The organism is Chitinophaga caseinilytica, from assembly GCF_038396765.1.
GTDB classification, from domain to species: Bacteria; Bacteroidota; Bacteroidia; order Chitinophagales; family Chitinophagaceae; genus Chitinophaga; species Chitinophaga caseinilytica.
Genome location: NZ_CP150096.1, coordinates 6,392,875 through 6,415,948, shown reverse-complemented (window position 1 = coordinate 6,415,948; position 23,074 = coordinate 6,392,875). Strand labels below are relative to the sequence as shown.

The following is a 23,074-nucleotide window of genomic DNA, read 5'->3' as shown; positions in this document are numbered from 1 at the left end:
ACTTTGAGATACAAAGTTAGTGAATGGCCGGAGATTTCCAAATGTGTAAACCGCGTAACTACTTTTTTGAGGGAAACCTGTACCGGACGGGAAATGGAAACCGATCCGGGAACCTACACGAAGAGGTGTTTTGTGAAGCGTGTTTTTTTCGTATCTTTAAAATCGTAACCCTGCATCCTATGTCTGCACCTGAATCCCTCGAATCCCATTCCATCCGTAAAAGTGTATTGATCTATGTGATCGTTTGGCTGTTATTGTCCATCGGCTACACATTGCTTTCAGAACCGCTCGTAAAATGGCTTTTTCCTGGTTACCATGATGTCGGCCCGTTCATCTACGTCTGGATAGGCGGCCTTACCCTCATTTCCGGTATCACTTTGCTGGCGCTGGCGGTACGCATTTTCAGGGTGCTGCTGGCGCGGAGGCGCACCAGGAATGCCTGAGTTTATTTGAAAACCCAATCACTTGAATGCCAATTATAGAAACCCATTGATCCAGGAAATTATTTTTGAACCAAATTTATATTAACTATGAAAACAATTCTATTAACCCTTTGCGGAATCCTGCTGATTTATTCCCAATCCTTGCTAAAAGCACAAACAGTTTCGGGGGAGCAGAATCCCTGTCCCGGAGAAATCTATCGGTATAAGTTGAACGGCTCCACCTGCACAACGAGCGTCGTTTGGGGAACTTTAGGACCTGGAACTGTGGAGATTATCCGTGGCGGAATCAACACCGGATACGTCGATGTTAAATTTCCCAATACGAGCCCGAGCACATGGTACACAATTGTTGCAAATGTTAATTGTCCCGGCGGTTCCTCCGGGCCTAAGAAACTAGAATCAATAGAAGTGAAAACGATGGAAGGGCCGACATCAACAAACGAATCCATCATCTGCACGAAAAGAGGGTCTCAGGTTTTTAAAGTATCCGGAGGGCGTAATGTAAAGTTCAGCACCGTCCAGTGGACGACCAATACCGGTTGGCCAATACTGAATGCTTATTTAACGGAAATGCCTCTCGGAGCTGGCTATTACATGAATGCCAACTATGATATTACCAATAATAATGGTGGCTATGTAAAGGTAAGCTACCAGAGCGTGTGCGCGCTCGTACCTGCTTCTTCCTACACATGGAACATCACCCGATCGCCCGACGATAGCCAGCCCGCACCGACGGTTGTAACGGGCATCGGTCACCTCTGCGTAAACCAGGCCGGCACAGTAGAACTGCAACCTTACCCGAATGCGATCAAATACGTCTGGAGCTGCAGTGAGCCCACGATGAAGATCAACGGACAAACGGGCATCGTAGAAACAACTTCCACCAGCGTTACACTGCAGGAACCCACCAATTCCTATACCGATGCCGTAGTTTCCGTATATGCGGTAAATGATTGCGGTAGAACTGTCGCTAAAACGTTCAATATATCCGTGGGATTTGCAGGTTTTACAGTGTCAGGGGACGAGGAAGTTTGTCCGGATGGCACTAGCTTTTACTGGGTAGATCCGGTCGGCAATATTGCTGGTATCACCTACAATTGGACCGTCGGCGGAGGGACCATACAATCCGGACAAGGCACTTACAAGATCAGGGTGTTGTGGGGATCAGGGTCCGGCCCCACCTCTGTACTTTGCCGTGTCGGTAAAGCCGGTTGTACCCCCAGGGGCGTCTCCATGCCAGTAGAGATACTGGATTGCTTTGCAGCATTGGATTTCACGGTAAGCCCCAATCCTGCGAAAAGCAACATCATGCTGCAATTGACCGAGCCTGCGGCCAAAAGCAAAAACGGTGTAACTGTCTCCCGGCAGATCGAAGAAGTACGTATCACCGACAAATTGGGCAACAACGTCATGCAGCGCAAATTTGGTACGGGCCAGAAACAGGCCAGCATCAACATCGGCCATCTGAAGCCTGATGTTTATGTGATCCAGTTACGCAGCGGGAAAGACTGGAAAAGCAAGCAGATAATCGTGCAGCCATAAATCCATATACGATATATCAACAGCAGCCCGCTCCTCAAAGCGGGCTGCTGTCGTCTACGGCCTGTCTTTTGCAGTATCCTGACCTACGATCTGGCGTAAATATGCGCATGCACCCAGCGCACTTCTTCTTCGGGAGAAACCCCGTCTTCCTGCTGCGTAAGCCGGCTGAAAGTAGCGGGCGGATGATCGTAGGGCTCGCCGCCGGGGAAGTACGGTCCCGCCACACCCAGCATCCAGTCTTTATCGGCGGCCCAATGTGGCGGCCGCATACGGAACCTGAAAACTTCATATTGCACGAACTGTTGCCCATGCCCGTCAACGTCGATGGATTGGGTTTGCAGATGTTCCATTTCATCGGGGAAGGCATCGAGCTCCGTGGGGAATTCCAGCCAGTTGGCGAGGTGGCTTTCGGCGGCTTTCGCCTGTGTATAAAGGTTTTGCGGGAAGAGATATTTCAGGTCGAAATTATGCAGCAGCGCAAAGGTCATCACCCGCGTGGCGGGATTGGCGGCGAAAGGCAGCACGTCGTGGGAATCGAGCTCCCGGCCGTTTTCCAGCTGTTCCACCAGTTTGGCGATGCGTTGCATTTTTTTATAGACAAATTGCCGGCGTTGCCGGAGGCGCCTGAAGTATATAAAACCTAGCAAACCGGCGATGACAGCCAGGATGGCGAGGATGATGAGGATGATCGTCATAAGCCGGGAGATAGGGATTTATTCAATGATACGATAAAAGAGGGGATTGGCAAAGGGATCAGGGCTCCTGTTTCCGTTGCGCGGTATCGGCGGGCGCGGTGGTAGTGTTTTGCGTGGTATCGCGGGTTTTACCGGTGAGGAGGCTGTCTGCCTGCAGGGGCGAAATGCGGGTGCTGGGCGCATCGGTAGTTTTAGGGGTGTAACGGCCCATCTTTTCCATTTCCTTCCGTTCCTTTTTGCTCCAGAGGTTTTGCGGGTGCTTCTGCCGCCGGAGCCCGTCTTCGAACCGGTATTCCGCGCCAAGCCGGGGCGGTTGGTACACCCGTTCTTTCCGCTGGAAAGCTGACCGCATGCCGCCGTTGCAACTGCATAGCACAATGGCAGACAAAATGAGGATGGAAATGCTGCTCGGCATGATGGAGGTTTTGATGTGGAGCGGATATGGTTACTATCGCAAATCTAACGCCAGACGGGCCGCCGCTATTGTCCGGTTTCCGTAAAAGAAAAGTTCCTTACGCATTGATATTCAAATATTTTTGTAATTTATCATGCATTAAGAAATGACCCTAATCATGTTGCCATTTTCAACTGCGGAATACAAGGATGCCCTTTCCGGCCAGCGCCTCCGGTTCTCGCCGGAATCGCGGGGCAGCGGCATGGTTTGGATAGGGGAAGGATGGGAGAAGGTAGGAACGTGGAAATGCGCATTGCAGGGTGAAAAGGAAATACTGGAAATCACGTATAATTTTGCGCGGGAGGAAACTTTCCTGTTGACGGTAACCGCCGTGGAAAATGGCGTTGTCGCTGCATTCCGCCTGGTAGACAGGCATGATGGGAAATGGGAATTCCGGGTTTAGAAAAGCGTGGCCGCTTCGAGCAGGTTCCAGCTGCCTTCGGCGATCTCGGCATCCAGTTCCCCTTTATCCCAGCCGCAATACCCGATGAAAATGCGGACGTCGCGCTCAGTGAGGAGGTTTTGGTTGATGAGCGCCACCGTCGTTTTGAAATCCCCGCCAAAGAAGACCTTTCCATCCACTTCCGCGCCCCCGGCAATGAGATCTGCCCGGCGATGCACGAAATACAGGTGCTCCTGGTCCACCGGCCCGCCCAGGTACAACGGGAACGCTTTCCCATGCCTGAATTCTTCCAGCTCGTTGAGCCCCCGCGAAAACGGCTGGTTCGTCACGAAGCCGAGTGCGCCCTTATCGTTATATTCGGCAATGAAAATCACCGTATTTTCGAAAACAGTGCCTTCCAGCGCCGGCGTACTGCTGATGAATTGACCCGCTTGCATATGGCAAAGGTAACACGCTTTCGCACAACCAGTGGCTTTCATGAAACTTTTGACATCGCACAACGTTTTACAGATATGATCAAAACCAAACGCATCTACGAGCCCCCGGCGGCAACCGATGGCTTCCGCATCCTGGTAGACCGCCTCTGGCCCCGCGGCATCAAAAAGGAAAACGCGCACATCGATCTGTGGGCCAAAGACGTAGCCCCGTCCAACGACCTGCGGAAATGGTTCCATCATGATGCCGGTAACTGGACCGAATTCGAGAAACGCTACCGCGCGGAACTGAAAGCTTCCGGCGCCGTGGAATCGCTCCTCCCAGAAATCCGTAAACACAAAACCGTAACCCTGCTCTACGGTGCGCGCGACGAGCAGCACAACCAGGCCATCGTGCTGCAGGAACTGTTGTCCAAACACTAAGTACATTCATCCACGCAGCAGCTGCCGCGGAAAACAAACCTCCCTTCCGCCAAATCCCTTATTTTGCATCCTGTTAACCATGCTTACATGAAAAGATTGCTTTGGGCGGTCATGCTGCTGCCTTGCATGGCTTTCGCGCAGAACGTGCCCGCTTTCCAGGAAAAATCCGGGATCGCTACCATCGACCGGTTCATCGAATCACAGCGGGAAAATTATAACGCATACGAAAACATGCTGGAGAAAGTAGCTGCAGCGCCAGATTCCGTCCGCTTCCAACAGTATCGCAACGATGCGTTCGTGATCGCGTTGCGGAAGTTTTTCGGAGACCATGCTGAAGAATACACGCAATTGCGGTACGTCCGCTTTGCCATGTACGCGCCCCCGCCGCAGGGGCTCCTGCGCATCAAGTGGGATTCGGCCGGTGTCAGGAAAGATATCGCGGAGATGGAAGGGAATTTCGATCTGCTCACACCCGCGTTCTTCCGCGTGTTCGACCCGCATGCGCTGGCACAAATCGTTTTCGGGTTCATGACGATGTCTGCCTACGACGAAAACCCTTCCGGCCGCAAATCACATCTCGCCGCACGGGCCTGGTATGGTATGCGCATTTACACGAAGCGGATGACCCCGGCGGTATGGCAGGTTTGGGCGGCCGACCGGATGATGGCCTTCACTTTCCAATTCGATCTCGCTACCGGCATGGTGCAGCCCATCGCGCGCACGCGCCTCAGCGATCCCGCATACGCAAAAATTACCTGGACGCCCACGCCCGCCCATTTCAGTGAAAGTGCAGACCATTTGCTGGCGGATGCGTTTACCGAAATCTGGAACAGTTACCGCCCGGGCGCTTCCATCGAAAGCCGGGCAGATCTGGAAAAGAAACAAACGATGCTGCGGAACTTCCGCAAGGCAAACACGCAAAGCTACCGCGCCGCTATTCAGCAACAGCTGGCCCGGCTGGAAGCTCCGCCCGCCATGCCTGCCGCCTTCCGCGAAAGAACGAAGCCGGGCGATGCGCTCCTGCAATATTCCGACTCCGTGTTACATTCCGCCATCAACGTATTCCCCGCGCAATGGGCGCCAGCCATCGATGCGGCGGCGTTCCCTTTTTTCGAAATGAACAGGAACCTGTTGAAAGTGGTGGTACGGAACGGTTATTTTCCCGCACATCAGTATGCCAGGAAAATCAATGATCTGGAATGGGAAGTGATGGTCGTCCAGGAAATGTCGGCCACGGTTTTCACCTGGAACATCGGCTCAGGGATGGTCAGCCATGTCAGGTACTGGGTGAAAGATGGATGGGAATGATCAGTACTGGTGACGGTTGGAAATGCAGGGCTCCGCGTAATCGAGGATGCCGCCGAACATGTAGTCGTCGAGCTGCTTTTTGACGGGCACGTAATCCACATGCACCGGCACATCCATCACGAAATACCCCGAACCGGTGCTGGCCGTTGCGCAGCCGAGGTCCTGGAACAGTTCGCGGAGAATGGCCGCATCGTTCACATCGTCCATCACGAACACCTGGATGGTGGAATGGCCCGAAGCGGACAGCAAACGGCGGAACACCAGCGGGGCGCCGGGTTTGTCGGGCGTGGCCTGCACCACATCGCCGCAGGCGAGGCCCGGCGCGTAGAAAGGGATCCCGTCTATCCGGTAAAATCCTTTCGTGGCGTCTACCGGCAAAGCCAGTACGGTTTCGGCGGTTTCATCGCCGGTAACATCGCTGTGATAATACAGCTGCAGCGAAACGTGAGGCATGTGCGTAGAATGTGTCGACTCCATCAAAAAAACGGGAAATTACGTTTTTATACACATAAATGAATCGCGATATGGATTTTCAATATTATCAGGACCAATGGCAACTGCAGCAAGACGGGCAACCGGTCATCACGCACAGCAGCCGATTGCTGCCGGTATTGCACGAAGGCCTTCCCGCCATGTTGAAGGTGGCGGTGGAAAAGGACGAGAAGCTCGGGAACGAAATTATGGTATGGTGGAACGGGCATGGCGCCGCAAAAGTGCTGGCGCATAACGGAGAAGCTTTGCTGATGGAGCGTGCCACCGGCCCGCGAAACCTGAAAACCATGGCTATGAACGGGGCAGACGATGCCGCCACCAAAATCCTCTGTGCCACGGCGCTTCAGTTGCATGCCGTTCCCAAACCGCCGCCGGAAGGGATGATCACGATGGACCGTTGGTTCGCGGATTTGTTTGCGCATGGGCATAAATATGGAGGTAGTATTGCCCACGGCCTGGAGCTCGCGCGCCGCCTGGTGACGGAGGAGGTCGAAAAATGCGTCCTGCATGGGGACCTGCATCACGAAAACGTGCTGGATTTCGAAGGAAAAGGCTGGCTCGCCATCGATCCCAAAAAACTCCATGGCGACCGTGCCTTCGATTTCGCTAACATCTTCTGCAACCCAGACCTGTCCATCGCTTCAGCGCCCGCAGCATTCCAGCAGCGGCTGCAAACCGTTTGCAGCGAAACCGGTATCGAACGGCGGCGTTTGCTGGAATGGATCGTGGCCTGGGCGGCGCTTTCGGCCGTGTGGTTCATCGAAGATAATTTGGAGGCCGATGCCGCTACAGACCTCGCCGTCGGTACATTGGCGATGGCCGAATTGAACCGGTAATGCAGCTTGGGGAAGCACATTCGTCAGTTCAGATAACCAGTTGTAATATTTTCTACGGAATGCCGTTTTAAGATGTAATTTTGCACAGCAGCATAGCAGTTCCTGAGTCCGGGGACTGCTATTTTTTTCGGATGCTGACAAAACTGAAGAGCGCCCCAAACCCAAAAACAACCTCAAATGATGAAGCGAAACCATCTGCTTTTGATGTTTACTGTATTGTTGACCACCATCATGTCCTGCAAAAAGAAGGACAAAGTCGATATCGACCTCAACAACAGCAAGCAGCCCGAGATCACGGGCTTCACGCCCGGCCACGGGATTCCCGGCACGGAAGTGACCATTACCGGGAAGAATTTTTCCACCAACATCCCCGACAACAAACTGTTCCTCGGGCCCGATCAGATGGTGGTAACGCAGGCTACGGCCACAACGCTTAAATTCAAAGTGCCTTACCTCGCGGTTTCCGGGAAGATCAAGGTGGAAAATGGCAACAAATCCGCTACTTCCGCCAATAGCTTTACCGTAGATCCGCTGCCCGACGGCATCGCGGAGTTTACACCGCTGGAAGGGCCTTTCGGTACGGAAGTCACCATCAATGGCGCCAACTTCCCGCTTTCCCCGATCGTCTCGATCAACGGGATCGAGGGAATGGTCATTTCTTCCAGCGCCAGCCAGATCAAGTTCAAGATACCGTACCATACCGGGCTTACCAAACACAGGATCGTGGTGGAACGCGACGGCAAAACCTTTACGTCCGCCCAGGATTTCACCGTCACCGCAACCGGTAAATATGCGGATTGGCACCTGCTGCCGGAGCCGCTCAACACCGCCCCCGCCAATATTTTCACGAACGGGGCGTCTTTCACCTACAACAAAAAACTGTATTGGGGCTTCACCAATATCGGCGGTACCGACAAGCGGGTGTATTATTATTTCTATGACCCGGCCGCTGCTGACAAAGGCTGGCAGGTGCGCGAGATCACCGGCAAATTGCCTGCGCCTATTAGTTTCCTTTCTGTAGCCGTTTTGGGAAATATGGTATACATGGGCAACGGCAGTCCGGATAGCGAACACGGGAAATGGTGGTCGTTCGACCCGTCCAATGACGCCATTCAGCCGATCGCAACGTATCCGAAAGACAATGCAATGATGGGATTCGCATTTACCGTCGGTAATAAATGCTATGCCGCGGGCGGATTGGGCGAAAAACACATTTACAATTACGACCCCGCCACCAATACCTGGACCAAAGCCGTGGATGTGCCTTACGCGCAGATCGCCGCCGGCGCTGCCGTGGTGCTGAACAACGACGTCATCATCGGAAGGGCACTGAAAACCCTAACCTCCAGCAAGCAAGAATCCATCTATAAATTCACGGCGAACGGCGCTGGTGGCACGTTGACGGAATTGCCGGTCATTCCTGACGCAGGACAGTCGTCCGGATTCAAAACACCTTCCTTCTCGCTGAACGGCAAAGCTTATTTCGTCATCAATAAACGGGTGTGGGAATACGATCCTGCCGTGGCAAGCCCCTGGCGCATGGTGCTCCAGGAAAACATTACGTCTACCATCCAGCATGTTGGGGTGATCGACGGGAAAGTGTATGGCTGGACGGGCAGGGGCCGTTTCTTTGAATTCCGCTTCCGCAACTAGTTTCGGCTGACCGGATATGAAAAAGCCTCCCGCACTGCCGGGAGGCTTTTTCCTGTTCGAATGTTACGGACCGGGAAATTGTCTAATCTTTTTTCATCCACTTCCGGGCGATGCGCATCGCGGTTTCCACCATGTACGGCGACCATTGCTCTACCTGCCAGTCGGTTTGCGCGAGCGACGAGGCTTTCAGCGAACGGAGCGCATCTTCCAGCGAAGCGGCGTTTTCGAGAATAGAAGACAGTTCGGTTTGCTGCCGGTGAAGGGCCAGGTCTTCGGCAGGAACGCTTTGCAGGCGGGAAGCGGGCGGGGTGAAGGGGTGGATGGATTCGTCGGCCGCAGGATTGTTCCACGTCCCGGCGATGTCTGCCATCCGCCTGAAATCTGCGCGGAAGGCGGATTTACAGGCTTCCGTCTGCAATCCGGCGCCGAGTTGTTCCATCACTACATACCGGAGATGCGGGCATTGGGGGATGATGCGTTCGAGGTACTGGAAAACTTTTTCGGGAACGGCGTCGTCGTGGGTATCGCGGCGGATGTTATGGGAGCCGTCTGCCGAAGGTTCCCAGCTGCCGCCGGAAATATGGATTTCCCGGACGCGGTGCAAAGGGTACATGGCGGCGAGGGTATCGAAATCGATATCGAAATTTTCTACCTGGCAGTACACGTTGTGCAGGTCGAGGATGAGAAATCCATTGACCGGGGCCAGCAGTTTGTCGAGGAAATCCCCGTGCCGGCGCACTTCATCGGCCGAATACGAGAACGCGAGATTTTCGAGGCCCACCGGCCGCCCGCAAGCCTCCGCGATCCGTTGCAACCGGTCTTGCCCGATGCGTAACGTTGCCGCGGTATACGGAATATTGAGCGGCGCGCCGTGATGGAAATCCTGGCCGGTCATGAACCCGAAATGCTCGGTAATGTGATCGAACCGGTAGCGGTCGCAGATGGAAGCGAGCTCCTTTAGCCAGGCTTGCTGCTCCGGGTGCCATTTCCCGGAAAACAACGAAAAGAAAATGCCGTGGCCGATGAGGCGGTCGCCTTCACTGAAAGCGCCGATCAAGCCATGAAACCATTCGGGCAATTCGTTGAGGCGGTATAGCGCGTCGAAGCTCCACTCGATGGCGTCGGCTTCGCCAGACTCGAACAGCGGCAGGCAGGCTCCCAGCAATTGGGGGTCCAGGTTGCAGGCAACGGTAGATAGTAAACGGGGCAAGTAATTCGGTTTGGATGGTCAGGATCAGCCCATGCCGCAGGCAGGACAGGGGAAGTTGTTGTTTTCCTGTTTCTTCTTTTCCGCTTCCTTTTTGTCTTTGGGCGTTACGTCATTGTCTTTGGAGCAGGAAGGCAGGGTGTGGATGGCGATGCCGGCGATGATGGCGCCGATCAGGACTTTTGGCAATTTCATAAAACGTGTTTTGTTAAAGAATGATGAAGAGGCATCCTCACTAGGCAACGGCACCGTTATGAGGGTAAAACGGCGGTTGTCGGGGAAAGGTTACAGCTTCATTATTTCTTAACAATTAACACGATAGGAGGTGGAAGGTGATTTCGCGCCGGGTGACGAAGCCGAGCTTTTCGTACAGGCGTATGGCCCGTTCGTTGTGGCTGGCCACATGCAGGAAGGGGGTGATGCCTTCCGCGCGCTGGCGGGCCACCAGCCCGGCGATCAGCTGGCCGGCGTACCCCCGGCCGGTAAAGTCCGGGTGGGTGCAGATGGCGCTGAGTTCGGAGAGCCCGTCCAGCCGCATGCGTTCCCCGGCAACAGCCACCAGTTGCCCGTTTTCGCGGATGCCGGTGTAGCGGCCCATGCGCCAGGTTTCGGGCATGAAGTAGCCGGGTTGCACCAGTTGTACGAGGTCGTACAGTTCCGTCGCCTCCGCCGGCGAAAGGTCGGAAACGGGAGTGGAAGGAGCGGGTGCTTCCAGCGGGCGTTCGCTGATCATTTGGAGGCAGGGCAGCTGATGTTTGATCTGCCACCCGGGCTGCAGGGGCGGCAGTTCCCCGATGAGAAAAAAGGTTTCCCCCGGCACCAGGAGCCCGTTCAGTTCTTTCGCACAACTTTCATCCGGCCTGGCCACCGCGGCAAACGGCACCACTTCCGGGAAATACCGCGCGCCGCCGCCGGAAACCTTCGCCAGGTGGAGCTGCGGGCCATTCAGCGCATGCCACGCCGGGTTATCGAGCATGTGCAGTTTGATTGGGTTTTGCATCCGGCAAAGATACGTTAATGGAAATATCGCTCCGCGGCAAAGCAATGAACGTCCGGCACTTCGCGGAAAGAATCCGTCGTATAGATTTCGTCTACGTATTCGATGGAAGTTCCCTTGCTGAAAATACCGTGGCTCACGGCCAGCACCACGCGCGCGGCGCCTTTATCTTTCAATACTTTCGCCGTTCCGGCAAATGTGCCGCCGCCGTCGCAAATATCATCGGCGATGATGCAGGTTTTTCCGGAAAGGTCTTCCGCACTGGTTTTGAAGCCAGACAACGCACCGGTTTTCACGTCGCGGGTTTTCATGCATTCCACCACGTCGGTAGTGCCGATGAACTTGGCGAGCGAATAGATTTTCTTCAGCGCACCGCCGTCCGGCGACACCAGCACGATGTGTTCCCCGGGCCGGCGCGTATTGTAATCTTCCAGCACATCGCGCATGAACCGGTGGTTTTCCACGGCATAAGCCCGGTCGATGAGCGCGGTGGTCACTTCGGAATGCGGGTCGAAAATGCGCACCTTCCGGAACTGCGCGGCATTCAGTACCGCGGCGATCACCTTCAGGGAAAACGGTTCCCCCGGGCGCATGACACGGTCCATCCGTGCAGCGGTAAGGTAAGTGATATCTGCCCGGACGTCGCGGAACTCGAGGTGGGAAAGGGCTTGCTGCGCGAAGAGGAGCATGAGCAGATCGTTCCCGTCGTTGAGCCTCGTCAGGATGCGGACCGGTGTTTGCCGCTCGATGAGGGCGATGGCGGAAGTGTCGATCTTCAGATGCGGCTGCCCGTCGGGGAAGCGCAGCGTTTCTACCGGGATGTCCGATTTTTCGGGATGGATGAGGTGAAGCGTCAGCATGTGGCGTCGTTAAAAGGTTCGAGGAATTCGGGCGGAACGGCATCGGTGAGCCAGACGCCGTTTTCGCTGATGTGGAAAATATGGCCCCGGCGGTGCATATCGCCGCTGCGGACCTTCAGGATCACGGGTTTCCCCCTGCGGGCGCCCACCTGGCCGGCGGTCTGGAGGTTTGCGCTGAGGTGCACGTGTTGCCGTTTCATCTTCTGCAATCCACCACTGCGGATGCTTTCGAGAAACTTCTCCACGGTGCCGTGATAAAGCGTTTCGGGCGGCGTCATGACCGGAAGCGCCAGTTCCACCGCTACCGAATGCCCTTGCGAAGCGCGGATGGCCGTCTGGCCAGGGTTAAGGGCAAACCGCTGCTTGTCGTTGGTGCGCACGGTTTCCAGGAGCTCTTCCCGGGTGAAGCGCATGCCCGAAGCGGCGGATTTTTCGATCAGTTCCCCGATCTCCGCCCAACCCTGCACATCGAGCCGGAGGCCGATTTTTTCGGGTTGGTGACGGAGAACGAGACTGAGAAATTTACTGATATGTTTGTAAGGATCGTGTTGCATGTTGTGTCGGGTTAAGCCAGCACGGCCGCGTCGCTGGCCGCGAGTTCTTTTTCCAGGCTGGCCTGGATGCGGGCGCGGATGTCGGCGAGGGTATGGGATTGGGTGATTTTACCGTCGCGGAACACTGTCTGCAGTTCACCCTGCGCCTCCTCGTCCCAGGTGCACTCGTCTTTCAGGGCGAGTTTCCCGGTAGCGGGGTCGGTGAACACCTGCAGCAGGCCTTTGGCGGAATTTTTGGTGCCGTCGTCGGTTTTCGGGGCTTTGAAAATGCTGCGGCCAACGCCGTTGATTTCGCCGTAAGTGGCTTTCATCGCGAAGCCGAACGTGTCCCGCGTAACGTATTCGTAAGTGAAGCTGCCGATACCCAGCACCACGTTGTAGCTGGCGAACCCTTTGGCTTTCAGCTGACCGAGGATGGCTTCCTGGCGTTCGGTGGTAATACTGTCGCCGTAAATGAGGCCGATATGCCCGTCGAGGAGTTTGTAGCCCTGCGGCGTGATCGTTCCACCGAAAATCTCCCACATGCATTCGATCGCGCCTTTGTGCTCGGGCGTGCCGGCAGGAGCGTCCGGGTCGCCGGCGATGATTTTTACCGGATCGCCGCTGTCGGGGCGGATCACCACTTTGCCGTCGCGCGCCAGGATTTTATCTTTCAGCCTGGGGAGGAAGTCGGTGATCACCTGCCAGAAATCCCAGGTATCGCTCACGATGGAAACGATGCCGGCAGGGTATACTGTCGTGATGAGCCTTTCGAAGGTTTCGATCTCCGCGTCCTCCGTTCCCATGCACATCACACTGTGTTCCGTAGCGGGAACGGAGCCGCCCACCAATTCTTTCGTACTATCGGCACCGTAGTATTGCTCCAGGAAATCGATCGCGGGGATGGTATCCGTTCCGGCGAAGCTCAACAGGTGGCCGGCGCCGCTGAGCAGGGCATCTTCCACACCGCTCATGCCGCGGAAAGAGAAATCGTGGCCCTGCCAGGGAACGAATCCCATGTCTTCCCCCACCGTTTCCCGGGCGAAGCGGGTGAAGGTTTTGAGGTAGCGGAACGCCGTGGTGGCCGATGTGGAAGGCTTCCATAGAATGGCGCTCAGGAGCGTTTCCAGCATATTGGTGAGCCAGAAAAATTCCGGTTTCGTATTGCGGATGGTAAAGAAAGGAACGCGCATCGGTACGAGCGTCCCTTCCGGCAAAGCTTTGATTTCCAACGGCAGATATCCGAGGTCGTGCAGGTCGGCGATGTGCTGGTAGGGAATGCTGTCTTTACCGAGATAATTGTCCATCCGCCGCGCGTACATCTCCAACACCTGCGCTTTCGGCAGCCGGAAGAAGTGTTCGTTGAACTGGCGGATGAGATATTCCTCCATAAAATATTGCATGCCGAAGAAAACGACTTCCTGGATATCGGCATCGCGGGATTTGCGGGGCGTGAGGTTGGAGTAAACAAGGGTCGTGCCTTCGGGATACTGGAACTTGTGGCCAACTTTGTAACCATCTTTGAGGAGGATGGGAGCGATGTTCATAATTACAGATTTAAATGAAAATGCTGTGGGTGCAGCTGTTTGTTAAATGTATAATAATCGGCCGGCCGATGCTGCAAGCCTTCGGTTTTATCGCCCGTCGGTTGCACGAAGCCCACGTCGAGTAGCTTGCGGCGGAAGTTGCGGCGGTCGATGGGGAAGCCGAGGATGCTTTCGTAAAGGTCCTGCAGTTCGGGCATGGTAAACTTTTCGTCGAGCAGTTCGAAGCCTACCGGCTGATAGCGGATCTTGGCGCGTAGGCGCTCCAGCGCGGTGTCGAATATCAAGCGATGGTCGAACCCCAGTTCAGGGATTTCGTTGACGGGGAACCAGCGCACGTCGTTGGCCATCTGGCCGGCCACGGCATTCAGTTTGCCCTGGCTTACGAGCGCGAAATAGGCGACAGACACTACGCGGCCCCGGGGATCGCGTTGCGGCCCGTCGAACGTATATAATTGCTCGAGGTAAATGGACGGCAGACCGAGCTTGCTGGCCAGAATGCGGCGGCACGCTTCTGAAAAGGTTTCCTGCAGGCCTACGAACGCGCCGGGCAACGTCCAGCCGTTTTTAAACGGTTCCGATTTCCGGTTCAACAATAAAACCGACAACGTTTTGCCCTGGTAGCCGAAAACCACGAGGTCGGTCGTTAATGCCGGGTTTTGATATGAGTGGAAGTCGGACATTTTTCGTTTGTGTTAATTTGACACAAACAACGGCAATAAATTCCAGACGGCCAAATATTTTCTTTCGGCGAAACCTGGCCGCCGGCCGGGTTGTTGTATAGATGATTGGGATTGAGTAATTTTCGGGCCGGATGTGAATGTAATCGCCTGCAACAAAAAACGGACAGCGCATATCCTTTGAGCATCAGTAGAATGGACCTATAACCTTATCACCTGAAACATGAAGTGTTGTGTATTGTTTTTCAAGTTGATACGATGGCCGAACCTCGTAATTATCTTTCTTACCCAGTGGTTGTTCCAGTATTGCGTGATCGTGCCGCTGTTGAAGGCGGCAGGCCTGGCGCCCAAAGTGGGGGCGACCGCTTTTTTTATGATCACGGCGGCGTACATGCTGGTAGCGGCGGCGGGGTATGTGATCAATGATTATTTCGATTTGGGGATAGACACGGTCAACAAGCCCGATAAAGTTTTCATAACCCGCGGCATCAGCAGGGGCGGGGCGCTGGCGGCTTATGTGTTGATGAACGTGATGGCGGCGGGGCTTGGTTGCGCGGTGAGCTGGCAATTGGGCGGATGGGCGCCGCTGTATTGCATTTTCGCCTGTATCGTATTGCTGTATTTTTATTCCGCTTTCTTCAAGAAACGTTTTCTCATCGGGAACATCCTCGTGGCGGGGATTTCCGCTTCCGCCGTTCCCGTGCTCGCGCTCATGGAGGGCGGTGCCGGCGGCATTTTCCCGGAAACCCTCCGCTATATGACGATCTACACGATCCTTTATACCGGTTTCGCGTTCATCCTTTCCTTTGCCCGCGAGCTGGTGAAAGACCTGGAAGACGTCGAAGGCGATCGCCGGTACGGCGGCAGAACGATGCCCATCGTTTTGGGAGCGCGCACCGCCCACTGGATCGTGGCGGTGGCCCTGTTCAGCCTCATCGGCGTGCTGGCCGCCCTGCAACCTGTTCTCTGGGCGCAGGGAAGTACCACTTCCATGCTGTCGCTCTATTCCATCTGCCTCATCATCCTGCCCCTGGGCTGGATTTTGCTGAAAGTTTTCGGCGCCCGGGCGGTACAGGATTACCACCGGCTCAGCACCTGGATCAAGCTGGTGATGCTGACGGGCATTTTGTCGATGTTGTTCATCCAGTTTATGATCTTATGAACATATTCCAGTTTGGCGGAAGCGTAGGGGCGAGGGTGTGGGAAATCATGTCGGAAAGGAGGAAGGAAGCCCCCCGCGCCGAAGCGCTCCTTAAAAAGCTGGAAGCCCGATTCGGAGGACGCATGCCCGAAGAAGCCCGCCGCAAAGTGATCGTCAGCTACAGCATCTACCAACCCATGATCATCGACGCGTTCACCGCCCTCCGCGGCCGCAAAGCCACGCTGGAGGAAAAGGAACGACTCATCCAATATTTCATCTGCAGTGGCGCGTTCGACGATTTCGTGGACCGCAACGAGCTTTCTCCCGAAGACCTCGACACCATTTCCTTCGTCCCCGAAAATTTCCAGCCGCGCCGCATCGAGGAAAAAATGTTCCTGCATTGCCACCTGGCGCTGCGCAACTTCGTCCGCCACCGCGCCGCCTACGACCAGGCCGCCCGCGGCCTCTTCCGCGCCCAGGTGGATTCCGGGAAGCAGTCGCGCCCCGAGCGCATGTCCGCAGAAGAACTGCTCCGCATCACGCTGGAAAAAGGCGGATATGCCGTGCTCCTCTGCCACTTCTACCTCGACCACGACGCCTCCGAAGCCGAACGCAGCTGTTGGTACCGCATCGGCGGCATCATCCAGCTCACCAACGATCTGTTCGATATCTGGAAAGACATTCAGGCCGGCGTGCAAACCCTGCCCAACAAAATGACCGACGCGCAAGCGTTCCATGCATTCCTGTCGGCCGAGGTGCGGGAAATGATGGAAATCATCGGTACGCTTCCGGTGCCGAAATCCCGCAAGCGCGCGTTCCTCCTCAACATGATGGCGATCTGTTCCTTCAGCGACATGGCCGTTGCGCGGCTTCGCCGCATCCAGGGCGCCGCGCCGCAACTGCCAGACCTCAAAACTCTCCCGCGCAAAGCATTGATCGTGGATATGGAGAAACCCGCCAACATCTGGCATTGCATGCGCTACACTTTCCAGCAGTGCCGCGATGGACAGCGCCTGTTTTCATCCACCAAACCCATCCCCGCATGACGTTTCGCTTATTGATACTTTTTTCCTGACAATAACGGTTAGCGCACAAGCCCAGCGGGATACTTTTGCCACGCGCATGCTGCACGAGATCGCCGCGGAGCAATTTGACCGCGACAGTTTCTACTATGCCGGCATGTTTCCCAGCCACCGCTACTATGGCGCGCCGGACGGCAAAATGAAGCACGACAATAACGTGTTTTTCTCCGGCCTCATCGCCATGACGTTGGGGGAATTGCAGGGGAATTTTTCCGGCCCCGACAGCGCCACCTGCCACGAAATCCGGACGAGCGCCTGCGCATCATTCCCGAAATTCCGCAACAAGTCGGGCCGCAGTACTTACAATTTCTGGCGGACCAATCCCAGCATGGTTTTCCCGAATTCCGGATTCCTGAACCTGTTCAAAAAATGGCATTCCCTGCCAGACGATATCGACGATACATCGATCCTGTTAATGGCCATGGAAGCGGATTCTGCCACCGCCCGTGCCGCGAAGGCGTTGATGGAGCAACATGCCAACACGGTCAGCTACGGCATCCGCAATACCTTCAAAAAATACCGGCATATCCCGGCATATTCCACCTGGTTCGGCAAAAGCATGCCGATCGATTTTGACGCCTGTGTACTGGCGAACACGCTGTACTTCATGCATCATTACGGGATGGCGGGCTCGCGGTACGACAGCGCTACCGTTCAACTCCTGGATTCGTTCATCCGCAACCGTGAGTATATGACCCACCCGGCCTACATTTCCCCGCATTATGCGCGTTCCCCGGTGCTGATCTACCATTTTGCGCGGCTCATCGGCCGGTATCCTGTACCAGAGCTGGCGCAGCACCGTTCGCAACTCGCCGCCGACGCAAAGGCGCTTCTCGCCGCTACTGACGACGATATGGACCGCGTCATCCTGTCCACATCGCTCTTGTGGCTGGGAGAGCGGCCAGCGGAGATCAACCTGTCGAAAGTGGATACGGACGGGGATTTCGTGTTTTTTGTGGCGGGGTTTAATTCGCTGCTGCCCGATTTCGGGAAGAAGGCGTTTTCCGGGTACCATCTTATCAGTTATTACTACCGTTGTCCTGCGTATAACAAAGTGTTGCTATTGCAGCATCACCTTGTCAGGCAGGCGTTACGTTCATAAAAAAATCCCCCTCGCGCGAGGGGGATTTTTGTTTCACAATGCGTTATCGTTACCGGAGATCGGAATCCCATTCCTGTTTCCCGAGCTCGTCGATCCTTTCGCGGCTGGTGTTGACCTGCGCTTTGAGATCGCTGAGGAGGGAATATAAACCGAAGTAGGTACGGTTGATGTACAGCGAATGGCGGCTGCCGCGCGCTACTTTCGATTCACGGACTTCCTTCAGGTTATAGAGATAATCCATGTAGGCGTAGATTTCGTTGAAATAAGCTTCGTCTCCGAAGTCGAAATGCGCTACGGTAAAGGGAAGCGTGAGCATGCGGATCATTTCCTGGAACAGGCCGGAGAAGAAAACGATGTCTTTTTCCGTATCGCTGGGATGGATCATTTCGAGCTGCGCGTAAATCTCGCGGCGGCGGGCTTCGTCGGCCAGGATGTCTTTATCCGTGAGGTGGAAATAGTTGACGTAAAAGTCTTCGGGGATTTCCTTCACACAGCCGAAATCGAAAATGCCGACGGTGCCGTCTTCACGCAGCAAAAAGTTGCCGGGGTGGGGATCGGCGTGAACGGTGCGGAGGTGATGCACCTGGAACTGGTAGAAGTCCCACAGCGCCTGTCCGATTTTGTTGCGGACTTCCTGTGAGGGATCGGTGGCGAGGAATTCTTTCAGGTGTTTGCCGTGGAGCCAGTCCATGGTGATGATCCTGTCAGACGACCATTCCGGGTAATATTCCGGGAACACGAGGTTGGGAATGTGGGCGCACCGGGCGCTGAGCTCCCGCGAGCGGCGGAGTTCCAGCTGGTAATCGGTTTCTTCGAGGAGTTTGGATTCGATCTCTTCGAAATACTTGTCCATATCCACTTCGTTCATGCCCACGATCCTTACGGCGAAGGGTTTTACGATGCGGAGGTCGGATTTCACGCTGCTGGCTACGCCGGGATATTGAATTTTCACGGCGAGGGGCTTCCCGTTTTTCTCCGCTTTGTGGACTTGCCCGATGGAAGCGGCGTTGGACGCTTTCAGTTCGAATTTGTCGAAAAGCTGGGAGGGCGGCTGGCCGAGGGTTTTGATGAACGTGTTTACCACGAGCGGCCCCGACAGTGGCGGCGCGCTGTATTGGCTCATGGCAAACTTGTCGGAATAAGCCTTTGGCAGCATGCCACGGTCCATACTGAGCATCTGCGCCACTTTCAGGGCACTGCCTTTCAGGTGGCTGAGCGTATCGTAGATATCTTCCGCATTGTCGTGATGGAGCTGCTCTTTGGAAACCGAGGGGTCCATGAGCTTGCGGGTGTAATGTTTGATATAATTGGTGCCCACTTTCAGCCCGGTGGTCACGAAGCGGCCGGCCCGCTCCACTTTGCCGGTGGGGAGGTGTTGTTGTTCTTTCATGGCGGTCGCTATTTCCGGGTGAACATGAATTTACCGAAATCGATCAGGCTGTCGATCGTATTGCTATGGATGAGCTCGAAGCTCAGGTTTACGGCCTTTTCGATGGCCGCGTCCGTCAGTTCGAATTGCTCGCTCCTGTCGCCGATCCAGTATTTGAGGACGAACAGGGCCTGCACCCAGAATCCGTGCACGTACTGGTCGGAAATGTACTTTCTTTCCTTGATCTCGGCGGTGAGATAGCCTTCTTTCACGAGGCCGGAAGCGTATTCGTAAAACGCCTTTTTGAAATCCGACAACTGCCCCAGCTGGCTGAGCGGCAGCTGCGAACGGCGGTATTGCTGGAGAATGTAGCTCCTGTCGTCTTTCAGGCGTTGCACCCAGAGGAAGTAGAAAGCGAGGAGCTTTTCCCGGGAAGAATACTGCTGGTAGGTTTCATCGCCCTTCAGCTGGTCGAGCGTGCGCTGGAAATAATCCAGCCAGACATCTGCCTCCAGGGCTTCGAAATTGCTGTAAAACTGGTAGAATTCCGCCTCCGGCACATCGAGGATTTTGCAGAGTGCGAACACGGAAACAGGCGCCTGGCCATTTTCAAGCCAGTAACGCTTGTACGCATCGCGAATGGATTGTTTTTCCATAATCTTTTTCGGTTTAAGAAAATGAATCGAAGGGGGAGGAACGGGTTATGAAGCAAAATTACGGCACCAATCGATACGCCCATCAAACCATGTGGAAAAAATTTTCGGAATGTGGAGGGAAATGAAGCGGGGTGAGGGTTTGACGTGAATTGTTAATTTTTTCCAAAAGGCCGGGACGGGAAAGAATTGTAATATTGGAACAAACCGGAATACATGCAAAAAAGATTCGCTGGTCTGCGGACCGTCATTTACCGCGTACCCGATGTTGCCGCGGGCAAGGAATGGTACCGGAAAGCATTTCAGACCGATCCCTATTTCGACGAGCCCTTTTACGTGGGCTTCGAGATCGGCGGCTACGAACTGGGCGTTCATCCGCTGGCGCCCGGGGAGGCGCATCCCGGCACCGGCGGCGTGGAAACCTATTGGGGTGTGGAAAACGTCCGCGAAGCGTATGATTTCCTCCTTTCGCTCGGCGCCACTTCGCATACCGCACCGCAGAACGTGGGCGGCCCCATCGAAGTTGCCACGGTAACCGATCCGTGGGGCAATATCATCGGGTTGATTTACAATCCGTTGTTCCAGGTGAAAGCATAAAAAAAGGGCGCTTGTACGGCGCCCTTTTTTATGGAATGCGATAGGGGTCAGGATGCCGCGGCAACGGGAGCGGCCTGTTTCATAGCGGCTTCGGTGGTTACCTGGCGGTTGAGGAAGTACATCATCACCATCGTGATCAGGAGCGCCACGGAAATCACGTACCCCAATACAGGATAATGTTCCAGGTACCCCGTTTCCGTGGAGTGCACGATGCGGCTGGCCGCCACTGCGGCAATACCGCCGGAAAGCTGCTGGATGGCCGCGTTCACGCTCATGAACGAGCCGCGGTCCTGCAGCGTGGGCAGCGATGTCATGGTGGCCTGCATGGGAATGATCCGCGCGAAAACGGCTACCATCATCAACACGTTGATGATCAACGCGAGGTAGAACGGCGTCAGCCCGCGGTTCGTGTAAATCAGCACCATCACGAGCGTCAGCGAACTGGCGGCGTAGAAGATGTTGGCACGGCCCACTTTGTCGGACAGTTTCCCGATGATGGGCGATACCAGCAGGTTCGCCAGTCCGGAAGCCATGAACAGCAGCGTGATATCGTGTTTGGAAATGCCCATGTTGTGTTGGGAGAACGCGTTGCCGAAGGGCATGAGCATGTACCCGCCCGTTGCGATGAGCACGGTGGTGAAGAAAGCCAGCCGGTAGCGCGGGTTCTGCACCGTATGGGCGAGATGTTTGAATGCGTTTTTTTCAGTGCCTTTGCCGAGGTGCCCGGTGATCGGCTTCATGAAATAACCCAGCATCAGGCCGAGCAGGGTGCCGAATACGGCGATCATCCAGAAAGGGAAATGCCAGTTGAAGCGGATGGCCAGTTCCCAGCCGATGGGGATGCCGAGGATCTGGCTGAGGGCAAATGCCATCTGGGTGTAGCCCATCACCCGGCCACGCGTTTCGGGGCGGAAGAGGTCTACGATGATGGCCAGCCCGATGGAGCTGATCACCCCGCCGAAAAGCCCCGTCACGATGCGGGCCACGAGCAGCGAAGGATAATCGTTGGCAAGGGCGCAAAAGTAAGTACCGATGATAAAACCGGTGTAAAATATCATGAGGATCTTCTTACGGTCGAACTTGTCGGCGAAGCCTGCCGTCGCGATGGCGGAAATACAGGCGCTGAAAGGATATGCGGCCACAACCATGCCGAACTGTTTGGCGGAGAAATCGTGCAGGAGGATTTCGCCCAGGGGGTTCATGACCATGAAATCGAGCACCACGGTAAACTGCATGAGCGATAATAGCACGATCATGAGCACCTGGTAGCGTGTAAACACGCGTTCTTTGGGAGCGTTTGTTGTCATTGGAGGTTTTGAATCGTAGTGTGTGTCTGTTGTTGCGAATGGTTAATCGGGCAGCTCCTCGCATAAATAGCCGCAGGCTTCCACCAGCCGGATAATGGGCGTGGGGTCGGGGTTGCGGGTCTCGATGCGGAGAACTTTGTCGGTGTCTTCCCGGTCAACGGTCCATTTGTGAAGGCCGGGCGCCTCGTCGAGGACGGGGGCCACCAGCCGGAGGTCTTTTTTGAATCGCAGGTTGGTCCGGAATACGAGCACTTCCATTCCGGATGCCGTTGCATAAGCTGGGTTCATGGCGTCAGGTTTAATGGTGATTGGATAGGTTACGGATCATGCGGGCTTCAGGGCTTTCAGTACTAACTGGAGCGTTTGTTCCATGGCTTCCGGCGTGAGCTCGAACGGTTTGTGACCGAACGTTTTCTCCTGCGTATGGAACTTGATCAGCTGGTACAGCGGCGCGAACGCTACCGACCAATACACTTCGAAAGGCAGTTCTATCAACTCTTTCCGGTCTATCGCGTTGTGCACGAACCTTCCCATCACATCCTTGAACGACGTGTAAATCTTTCCCGAAACCTTGTTGTACAGGTGCGAATACCGCATCTTTTCCAGGAATTCCACATCCAGCTGGTGCTTCATGAAGTGGTTGGCGCGGTTCTGCCACTGCTTGCGCAGCCCTTCTTCGAAATGCATGTCGGGATCGAAATCCTGGAGGCTTTCCGCCAGCATGGTGTCCGCCACGCGGTAGGTGACCTGCAGGATGAGGTCTTCCCGGTCCTTGAAATAAATGTAGATCGTGGCGGGCGATACACCGGCCGCACGGGCGAGCTTGTTCACCCCAAACCCGTCCAGCCCTTCCCTGACGATCATCTCGATCGCCTGCTTGTGGATCTCGCATATTTTGTTTTCGTCCCTGGGTCGCATGATGCCACAAAGATAAGTGAGCGTTCGCTTACTTTTAAAATATTTTTTTGCTGGATGGGTTGAAATGCGGGTTGGGCGGGATGGGTGGATTGATTTTCAATGGTATGGAATGAAAAAAGGGCCACCCTGAAAAGGCGGCCCCATGCTTTGGCGTTCCTTCCGGCTTTCGGCCGTCAGGCAGCGCGTCAATATTTTTTCGGTAGACATTCCGCAGCCAGATCGCCGGCTGCAGTCCGGTCGGCCCGGGTGCGGAATGTGGGCCGGACGCCGGTGGGGCATCCGGCCGCTCGGCCGCCTGGTTCGCGCGCCAGGCGGCTTGCCTGGAAAGTTTGAGTACGCATGCGGACGTTCGCATGCCTGCATATCTTCGTTCCTCCGGCGGCCCGGTTGCCGTTCGTCAG

27 protein-coding genes are annotated in these 23,074 nt (G+C 55.3%); 11 read left to right on the top strand and 16 right to left on the bottom strand.

Annotated elements, in window-relative coordinates; translation table 11 throughout:
- Positions 1-179 precede the first annotated feature (179 nt).
- Positions 180-443, top strand: a complete 264-nt coding sequence (locus tag WJU22_RS26775) for a hypothetical protein (RefSeq protein ID WP_341841194.1) — start codon at positions 180-182, stop codon at positions 441-443.
- Positions 444-530: 87 nt separating this feature from the next.
- The gene (locus WJU22_RS26770; RefSeq protein ID WP_341841193.1) at positions 531-1,985 is read left to right on the top strand and encodes a T9SS type A sorting domain-containing protein; all 1,455 of its coding nucleotides are present in this window, start codon (positions 531-533) and stop codon (positions 1,983-1,985) included.
- Positions 1,986-2,068: 83 nt separating this feature from the next.
- Here the strand turns inward: WJU22_RS26770 and WJU22_RS26765 are convergent, their stop codons facing one another.
- Together WJU22_RS26765 and WJU22_RS26760 are read right to left on the bottom strand one after the other, a co-directional pair.
- Entirely contained in the window at positions 2,069-2,680 is a 612-nt protein-coding gene (locus WJU22_RS26765) for a hypothetical protein (RefSeq protein WP_341841192.1), read from the bottom strand.
- Positions 2,681-2,738: 58 nt separating this feature from the next.
- On the bottom strand, positions 2,739-3,095 hold the full coding sequence (locus WJU22_RS26760; RefSeq protein ID WP_341841191.1) for a hypothetical protein: 357 nt from the start codon (positions 3,093-3,095) through the stop codon (positions 2,739-2,741).
- A 157-nt stretch (positions 3,096-3,252) separates the two neighbouring features.
- Between WJU22_RS26760 and WJU22_RS26755 the strand changes: the two genes are divergently transcribed.
- Entirely contained in the window at positions 3,253-3,537 is a 285-nt protein-coding gene (locus tag WJU22_RS26755) for a hypothetical protein (protein WP_341841190.1), read from the top strand.
- On the opposite strand, the gene WJU22_RS26750 is transcribed toward WJU22_RS26755, so the two are convergent.
- Positions 3,534-3,974 (bottom strand): YqgE/AlgH family protein, encoded by a 441-nt coding sequence (locus WJU22_RS26750; protein ID WP_341841189.1) that lies wholly within the window; start codon positions 3,972-3,974, stop codon positions 3,534-3,536. The genes WJU22_RS26755 and WJU22_RS26750 overlap by 4 nt on opposite strands.
- A gap of 75 nt (positions 3,975-4,049) precedes the next feature.
- Here WJU22_RS26750 and WJU22_RS26745 point away from each other — a divergent pair, with 75 nt between their 5' ends.
- Together WJU22_RS26745 and WJU22_RS26740 are read left to right on the top strand one after the other, a co-directional pair.
- A complete protein-coding gene (locus WJU22_RS26745) occupies positions 4,050-4,394 on the top strand; it encodes a DUF488 domain-containing protein (protein ID WP_341841188.1) in 345 nt (114 codons plus the stop codon).
- Positions 4,395-4,481: 87 nt separating this feature from the next.
- Positions 4,482-5,702, top strand: a complete 1,221-nt coding sequence (locus WJU22_RS26740; protein WP_341841187.1) for a hypothetical protein — start codon at positions 4,482-4,484, stop codon at positions 5,700-5,702.
- Here WJU22_RS26740 and WJU22_RS26735 read toward each other — a convergent pair whose 3' ends face one another.
- Positions 5,703-6,155, bottom strand: a complete 453-nt coding sequence (locus WJU22_RS26735; protein WP_341841186.1) for a DUF4265 domain-containing protein — start codon at positions 6,153-6,155, stop codon at positions 5,703-5,705.
- Between the two features lie 71 nt (positions 6,156-6,226).
- Here WJU22_RS26735 and WJU22_RS26730 point away from each other — a divergent pair, with 71 nt between their 5' ends.
- On the top strand, positions 6,227-7,030 hold the full coding sequence (locus WJU22_RS26730; protein WP_341841185.1) for an aminoglycoside phosphotransferase family protein: 804 nt from the start codon (positions 6,227-6,229) through the stop codon (positions 7,028-7,030).
- Between the two features lie 177 nt (positions 7,031-7,207).
- Positions 7,208-8,683: an IPT/TIG domain-containing protein gene (locus WJU22_RS26725; protein WP_341841184.1), complete on the top strand. Its 1,476-nt coding sequence runs from the start codon at positions 7,208-7,210 to the stop codon at positions 8,681-8,683.
- A gap of 82 nt (positions 8,684-8,765) precedes the next feature.
- Here the strand turns inward: WJU22_RS26725 and WJU22_RS26720 are convergent, their stop codons facing one another.
- From WJU22_RS26720 to WJU22_RS26690, 7 genes are all read right to left on the bottom strand, one after another.
- Positions 8,766-9,893: a DUF692 family multinuclear iron-containing protein gene (locus WJU22_RS26720; protein WP_341841183.1), complete on the bottom strand. Its 1,128-nt coding sequence runs from the start codon at positions 9,891-9,893 to the stop codon at positions 8,766-8,768.
- A 24-nt stretch (positions 9,894-9,917) separates the two neighbouring features.
- Entirely contained in the window at positions 9,918-10,085 is a 168-nt protein-coding gene (locus WJU22_RS26715) for a hypothetical protein (protein WP_341841182.1), read from the bottom strand.
- Between the two features lie 115 nt (positions 10,086-10,200).
- Positions 10,201-10,890 carry a GNAT family N-acetyltransferase gene (locus tag WJU22_RS26710; RefSeq protein ID WP_341841181.1) on the bottom strand — a complete coding sequence of 230 codons (690 nt, stop codon included), beginning with the start codon at positions 10,888-10,890 and terminating at the stop codon, positions 10,201-10,203.
- Between the two features lie 14 nt (positions 10,891-10,904).
- Entirely contained in the window at positions 10,905-11,747 is an 843-nt protein-coding gene (prs, locus tag WJU22_RS26705; protein ID WP_341841180.1) for a ribose-phosphate diphosphokinase, read from the bottom strand.
- Positions 11,741-12,301 carry an RNA 2'-phosphotransferase gene (locus WJU22_RS26700; protein WP_341841179.1) on the bottom strand — a complete coding sequence of 187 codons (561 nt, stop codon included), beginning with the start codon at positions 12,299-12,301 and terminating at the stop codon, positions 11,741-11,743. The genes prs and WJU22_RS26700 overlap by 7 nt, the downstream gene beginning before the upstream one ends.
- Positions 12,302-12,312: 11 nt before the next feature.
- The gene (locus WJU22_RS26695; RefSeq protein WP_341841178.1) at positions 12,313-13,827 is read right to left on the bottom strand and encodes a nicotinate phosphoribosyltransferase; all 1,515 of its coding nucleotides are present in this window, start codon (positions 13,825-13,827) and stop codon (positions 12,313-12,315) included.
- Between the two features lie 2 nt (positions 13,828-13,829).
- Positions 13,830-14,507, bottom strand: a complete 678-nt coding sequence (locus WJU22_RS26690) for an NUDIX hydrolase (protein WP_341841177.1) — start codon at positions 14,505-14,507, stop codon at positions 13,830-13,832.
- Between the two features lie 220 nt (positions 14,508-14,727).
- Here WJU22_RS26690 and WJU22_RS26685 point away from each other — a divergent pair, with 220 nt between their 5' ends.
- The 3 genes from WJU22_RS26685 (at position 14,728) to WJU22_RS26675 (ending at position 17,829) form a co-directional block, all read left to right on the top strand.
- Complete coding sequence (locus WJU22_RS26685; RefSeq protein ID WP_341841176.1) at positions 14,728-15,666, top strand: geranylgeranylglycerol-phosphate geranylgeranyltransferase; 939 nt, start codon at positions 14,728-14,730, stop codon at positions 15,664-15,666.
- Positions 15,663-16,691 (top strand): class 1 isoprenoid biosynthesis enzyme, encoded by a 1,029-nt coding sequence (locus tag WJU22_RS26680; protein WP_341841175.1) that lies wholly within the window; start codon positions 15,663-15,665, stop codon positions 16,689-16,691. The genes WJU22_RS26685 and WJU22_RS26680 overlap by 4 nt, the downstream gene beginning before the upstream one ends.
- Before the next feature lie 76 nt (positions 16,692-16,767).
- Positions 16,768-17,829, top strand: coding sequence for a hypothetical protein (locus WJU22_RS26675; protein WP_341841174.1), 1,062 nt, complete (start codon positions 16,768-16,770; stop codon positions 17,827-17,829).
- A 49-nt stretch (positions 17,830-17,878) separates the two neighbouring features.
- On the opposite strand, the gene WJU22_RS26670 is transcribed toward WJU22_RS26675, so the two are convergent.
- Together WJU22_RS26670 and WJU22_RS26665 are read right to left on the bottom strand one after the other, a co-directional pair.
- Positions 17,879-19,219, bottom strand: a complete 1,341-nt coding sequence (locus WJU22_RS26670; protein WP_341841173.1) for an AarF/ABC1/UbiB kinase family protein — start codon at positions 19,217-19,219, stop codon at positions 17,879-17,881.
- 8 nt (positions 19,220-19,227) lie between these two features.
- Entirely contained in the window at positions 19,228-19,854 is a 627-nt protein-coding gene (locus WJU22_RS26665) for a TetR family transcriptional regulator C-terminal domain-containing protein (RefSeq protein ID WP_341841172.1), read from the bottom strand.
- A gap of 213 nt (positions 19,855-20,067) precedes the next feature.
- Between WJU22_RS26665 and WJU22_RS26660 the strand changes: the two genes are divergently transcribed.
- Positions 20,068-20,448: a VOC family protein gene (locus WJU22_RS26660; RefSeq protein WP_341841171.1), complete on the top strand. Its 381-nt coding sequence runs from the start codon at positions 20,068-20,070 to the stop codon at positions 20,446-20,448.
- Positions 20,449-20,495: 47 nt separating this feature from the next.
- Here the strand turns inward: WJU22_RS26660 and WJU22_RS26655 are convergent, their stop codons facing one another.
- From WJU22_RS26655 to WJU22_RS26645, 3 genes are read right to left on the bottom strand one after another with little or no spacing between them, the layout of a single operon-like run.
- Positions 20,496-21,755, bottom strand: coding sequence for an MFS transporter (locus WJU22_RS26655; protein ID WP_341841170.1), 1,260 nt, complete (start codon positions 21,753-21,755; stop codon positions 20,496-20,498).
- A gap of 42 nt (positions 21,756-21,797) precedes the next feature.
- A complete protein-coding gene (locus tag WJU22_RS26650) occupies positions 21,798-22,043 on the bottom strand; it encodes a hypothetical protein (protein ID WP_341841169.1) in 246 nt (81 codons plus the stop codon).
- Between the two features lie 36 nt (positions 22,044-22,079).
- A complete protein-coding gene (locus WJU22_RS26645; protein ID WP_341841168.1) occupies positions 22,080-22,673 on the bottom strand; it encodes a TetR/AcrR family transcriptional regulator in 594 nt (197 codons plus the stop codon).
- Between the last annotated feature and the right edge of the window lie 401 nt (positions 22,674-23,074).

What these genes read in the sequence shown, in the direction of transcription:
- WJU22_RS26695 (WP_341841178.1), bottom strand. Translation starts at nt 13,827, where the DNA reads ATGAACATCGCTCCCATCCTCCTCAAAGATGGTTACAAAGTTGGCCAC.
- WJU22_RS26675 (WP_341841174.1), top strand. Translation starts at nt 16,768, where the DNA reads ATGCTGCACGAGATCGCCGCGGAGCAATTTGACCGCGACAGTTTCTAC.
- WJU22_RS26665 (WP_341841172.1), bottom strand. Translation starts at nt 19,854, where the DNA reads ATGGAAAAACAATCCATTCGCGATGCGTACAAGCGTTACTGGCTTGAA.
- WJU22_RS26735 (WP_341841186.1), bottom strand. Translation starts at nt 6,155, where the DNA reads ATGCCTCACGTTTCGCTGCAGCTGTATTATCACAGCGATGTTACCGGC.
- WJU22_RS26730 (WP_341841185.1), top strand. Translation starts at nt 6,227, where the DNA reads ATGGATTTTCAATATTATCAGGACCAATGGCAACTGCAGCAAGACGGG.
- WJU22_RS26710 (WP_341841181.1), bottom strand. Translation starts at nt 10,890, where the DNA reads ATGCAAAACCCAATCAAACTGCACATGCTCGATAACCCGGCGTGGCAT.
- WJU22_RS26715 (WP_341841182.1), bottom strand. Translation starts at nt 10,085, where the DNA reads ATGAAATTGCCAAAAGTCCTGATCGGCGCCATCATCGCCGGCATCGCC.
- prs (WP_341841180.1), bottom strand. Translation starts at nt 11,747, where the DNA reads ATGCTGACGCTTCACCTCATCCATCCCGAAAAATCGGACATCCCGGTA.
- WJU22_RS26760 (WP_341841191.1), bottom strand. Translation starts at nt 3,095, where the DNA reads ATGCCGAGCAGCATTTCCATCCTCATTTTGTCTGCCATTGTGCTATGC.
- WJU22_RS26725 (WP_341841184.1), top strand. Translation starts at nt 7,208, where the DNA reads ATGATGAAGCGAAACCATCTGCTTTTGATGTTTACTGTATTGTTGACC.
- WJU22_RS26645 (WP_341841168.1), bottom strand. Translation starts at nt 22,673, where the DNA reads ATGCGACCCAGGGACGAAAACAAAATATGCGAGATCCACAAGCAGGCG.
- WJU22_RS26655 (WP_341841170.1), bottom strand. Translation starts at nt 21,755, where the DNA reads ATGACAACAAACGCTCCCAAAGAACGCGTGTTTACACGCTACCAGGTG.
- WJU22_RS26690 (WP_341841177.1), bottom strand. Translation starts at nt 14,507, where the DNA reads ATGTCCGACTTCCACTCATATCAAAACCCGGCATTAACGACCGACCTC.
- WJU22_RS26650 (WP_341841169.1), bottom strand. Translation starts at nt 22,043, where the DNA reads ATGAACCCAGCTTATGCAACGGCATCCGGAATGGAAGTGCTCGTATTC.
- WJU22_RS26670 (WP_341841173.1), bottom strand. Translation starts at nt 19,219, where the DNA reads ATGAAAGAACAACAACACCTCCCCACCGGCAAAGTGGAGCGGGCCGGC.
- WJU22_RS26775 (WP_341841194.1), top strand. Translation starts at nt 180, where the DNA reads ATGTCTGCACCTGAATCCCTCGAATCCCATTCCATCCGTAAAAGTGTA.
- WJU22_RS26680 (WP_341841175.1), top strand. Translation starts at nt 15,663, where the DNA reads ATGAACATATTCCAGTTTGGCGGAAGCGTAGGGGCGAGGGTGTGGGAA.
- WJU22_RS26770 (WP_341841193.1), top strand. Translation starts at nt 531, where the DNA reads ATGAAAACAATTCTATTAACCCTTTGCGGAATCCTGCTGATTTATTCC.
- WJU22_RS26660 (WP_341841171.1), top strand. Translation starts at nt 20,068, where the DNA reads ATGCAAAAAAGATTCGCTGGTCTGCGGACCGTCATTTACCGCGTACCC.
- WJU22_RS26750 (WP_341841189.1), bottom strand. Translation starts at nt 3,974, where the DNA reads ATGCAAGCGGGTCAATTCATCAGCAGTACGCCGGCGCTGGAAGGCACT.
- WJU22_RS26755 (WP_341841190.1), top strand. Translation starts at nt 3,253, where the DNA reads ATGTTGCCATTTTCAACTGCGGAATACAAGGATGCCCTTTCCGGCCAG.
- WJU22_RS26685 (WP_341841176.1), top strand. Translation starts at nt 14,728, where the DNA reads ATGAAGTGTTGTGTATTGTTTTTCAAGTTGATACGATGGCCGAACCTC.
- WJU22_RS26745 (WP_341841188.1), top strand. Translation starts at nt 4,050, where the DNA reads ATGATCAAAACCAAACGCATCTACGAGCCCCCGGCGGCAACCGATGGC.
- WJU22_RS26700 (WP_341841179.1), bottom strand. Translation starts at nt 12,301, where the DNA reads ATGCAACACGATCCTTACAAACATATCAGTAAATTTCTCAGTCTCGTT.
- WJU22_RS26765 (WP_341841192.1), bottom strand. Translation starts at nt 2,680, where the DNA reads ATGACGATCATCCTCATCATCCTCGCCATCCTGGCTGTCATCGCCGGT.
- WJU22_RS26740 (WP_341841187.1), top strand. Translation starts at nt 4,482, where the DNA reads ATGAAAAGATTGCTTTGGGCGGTCATGCTGCTGCCTTGCATGGCTTTC.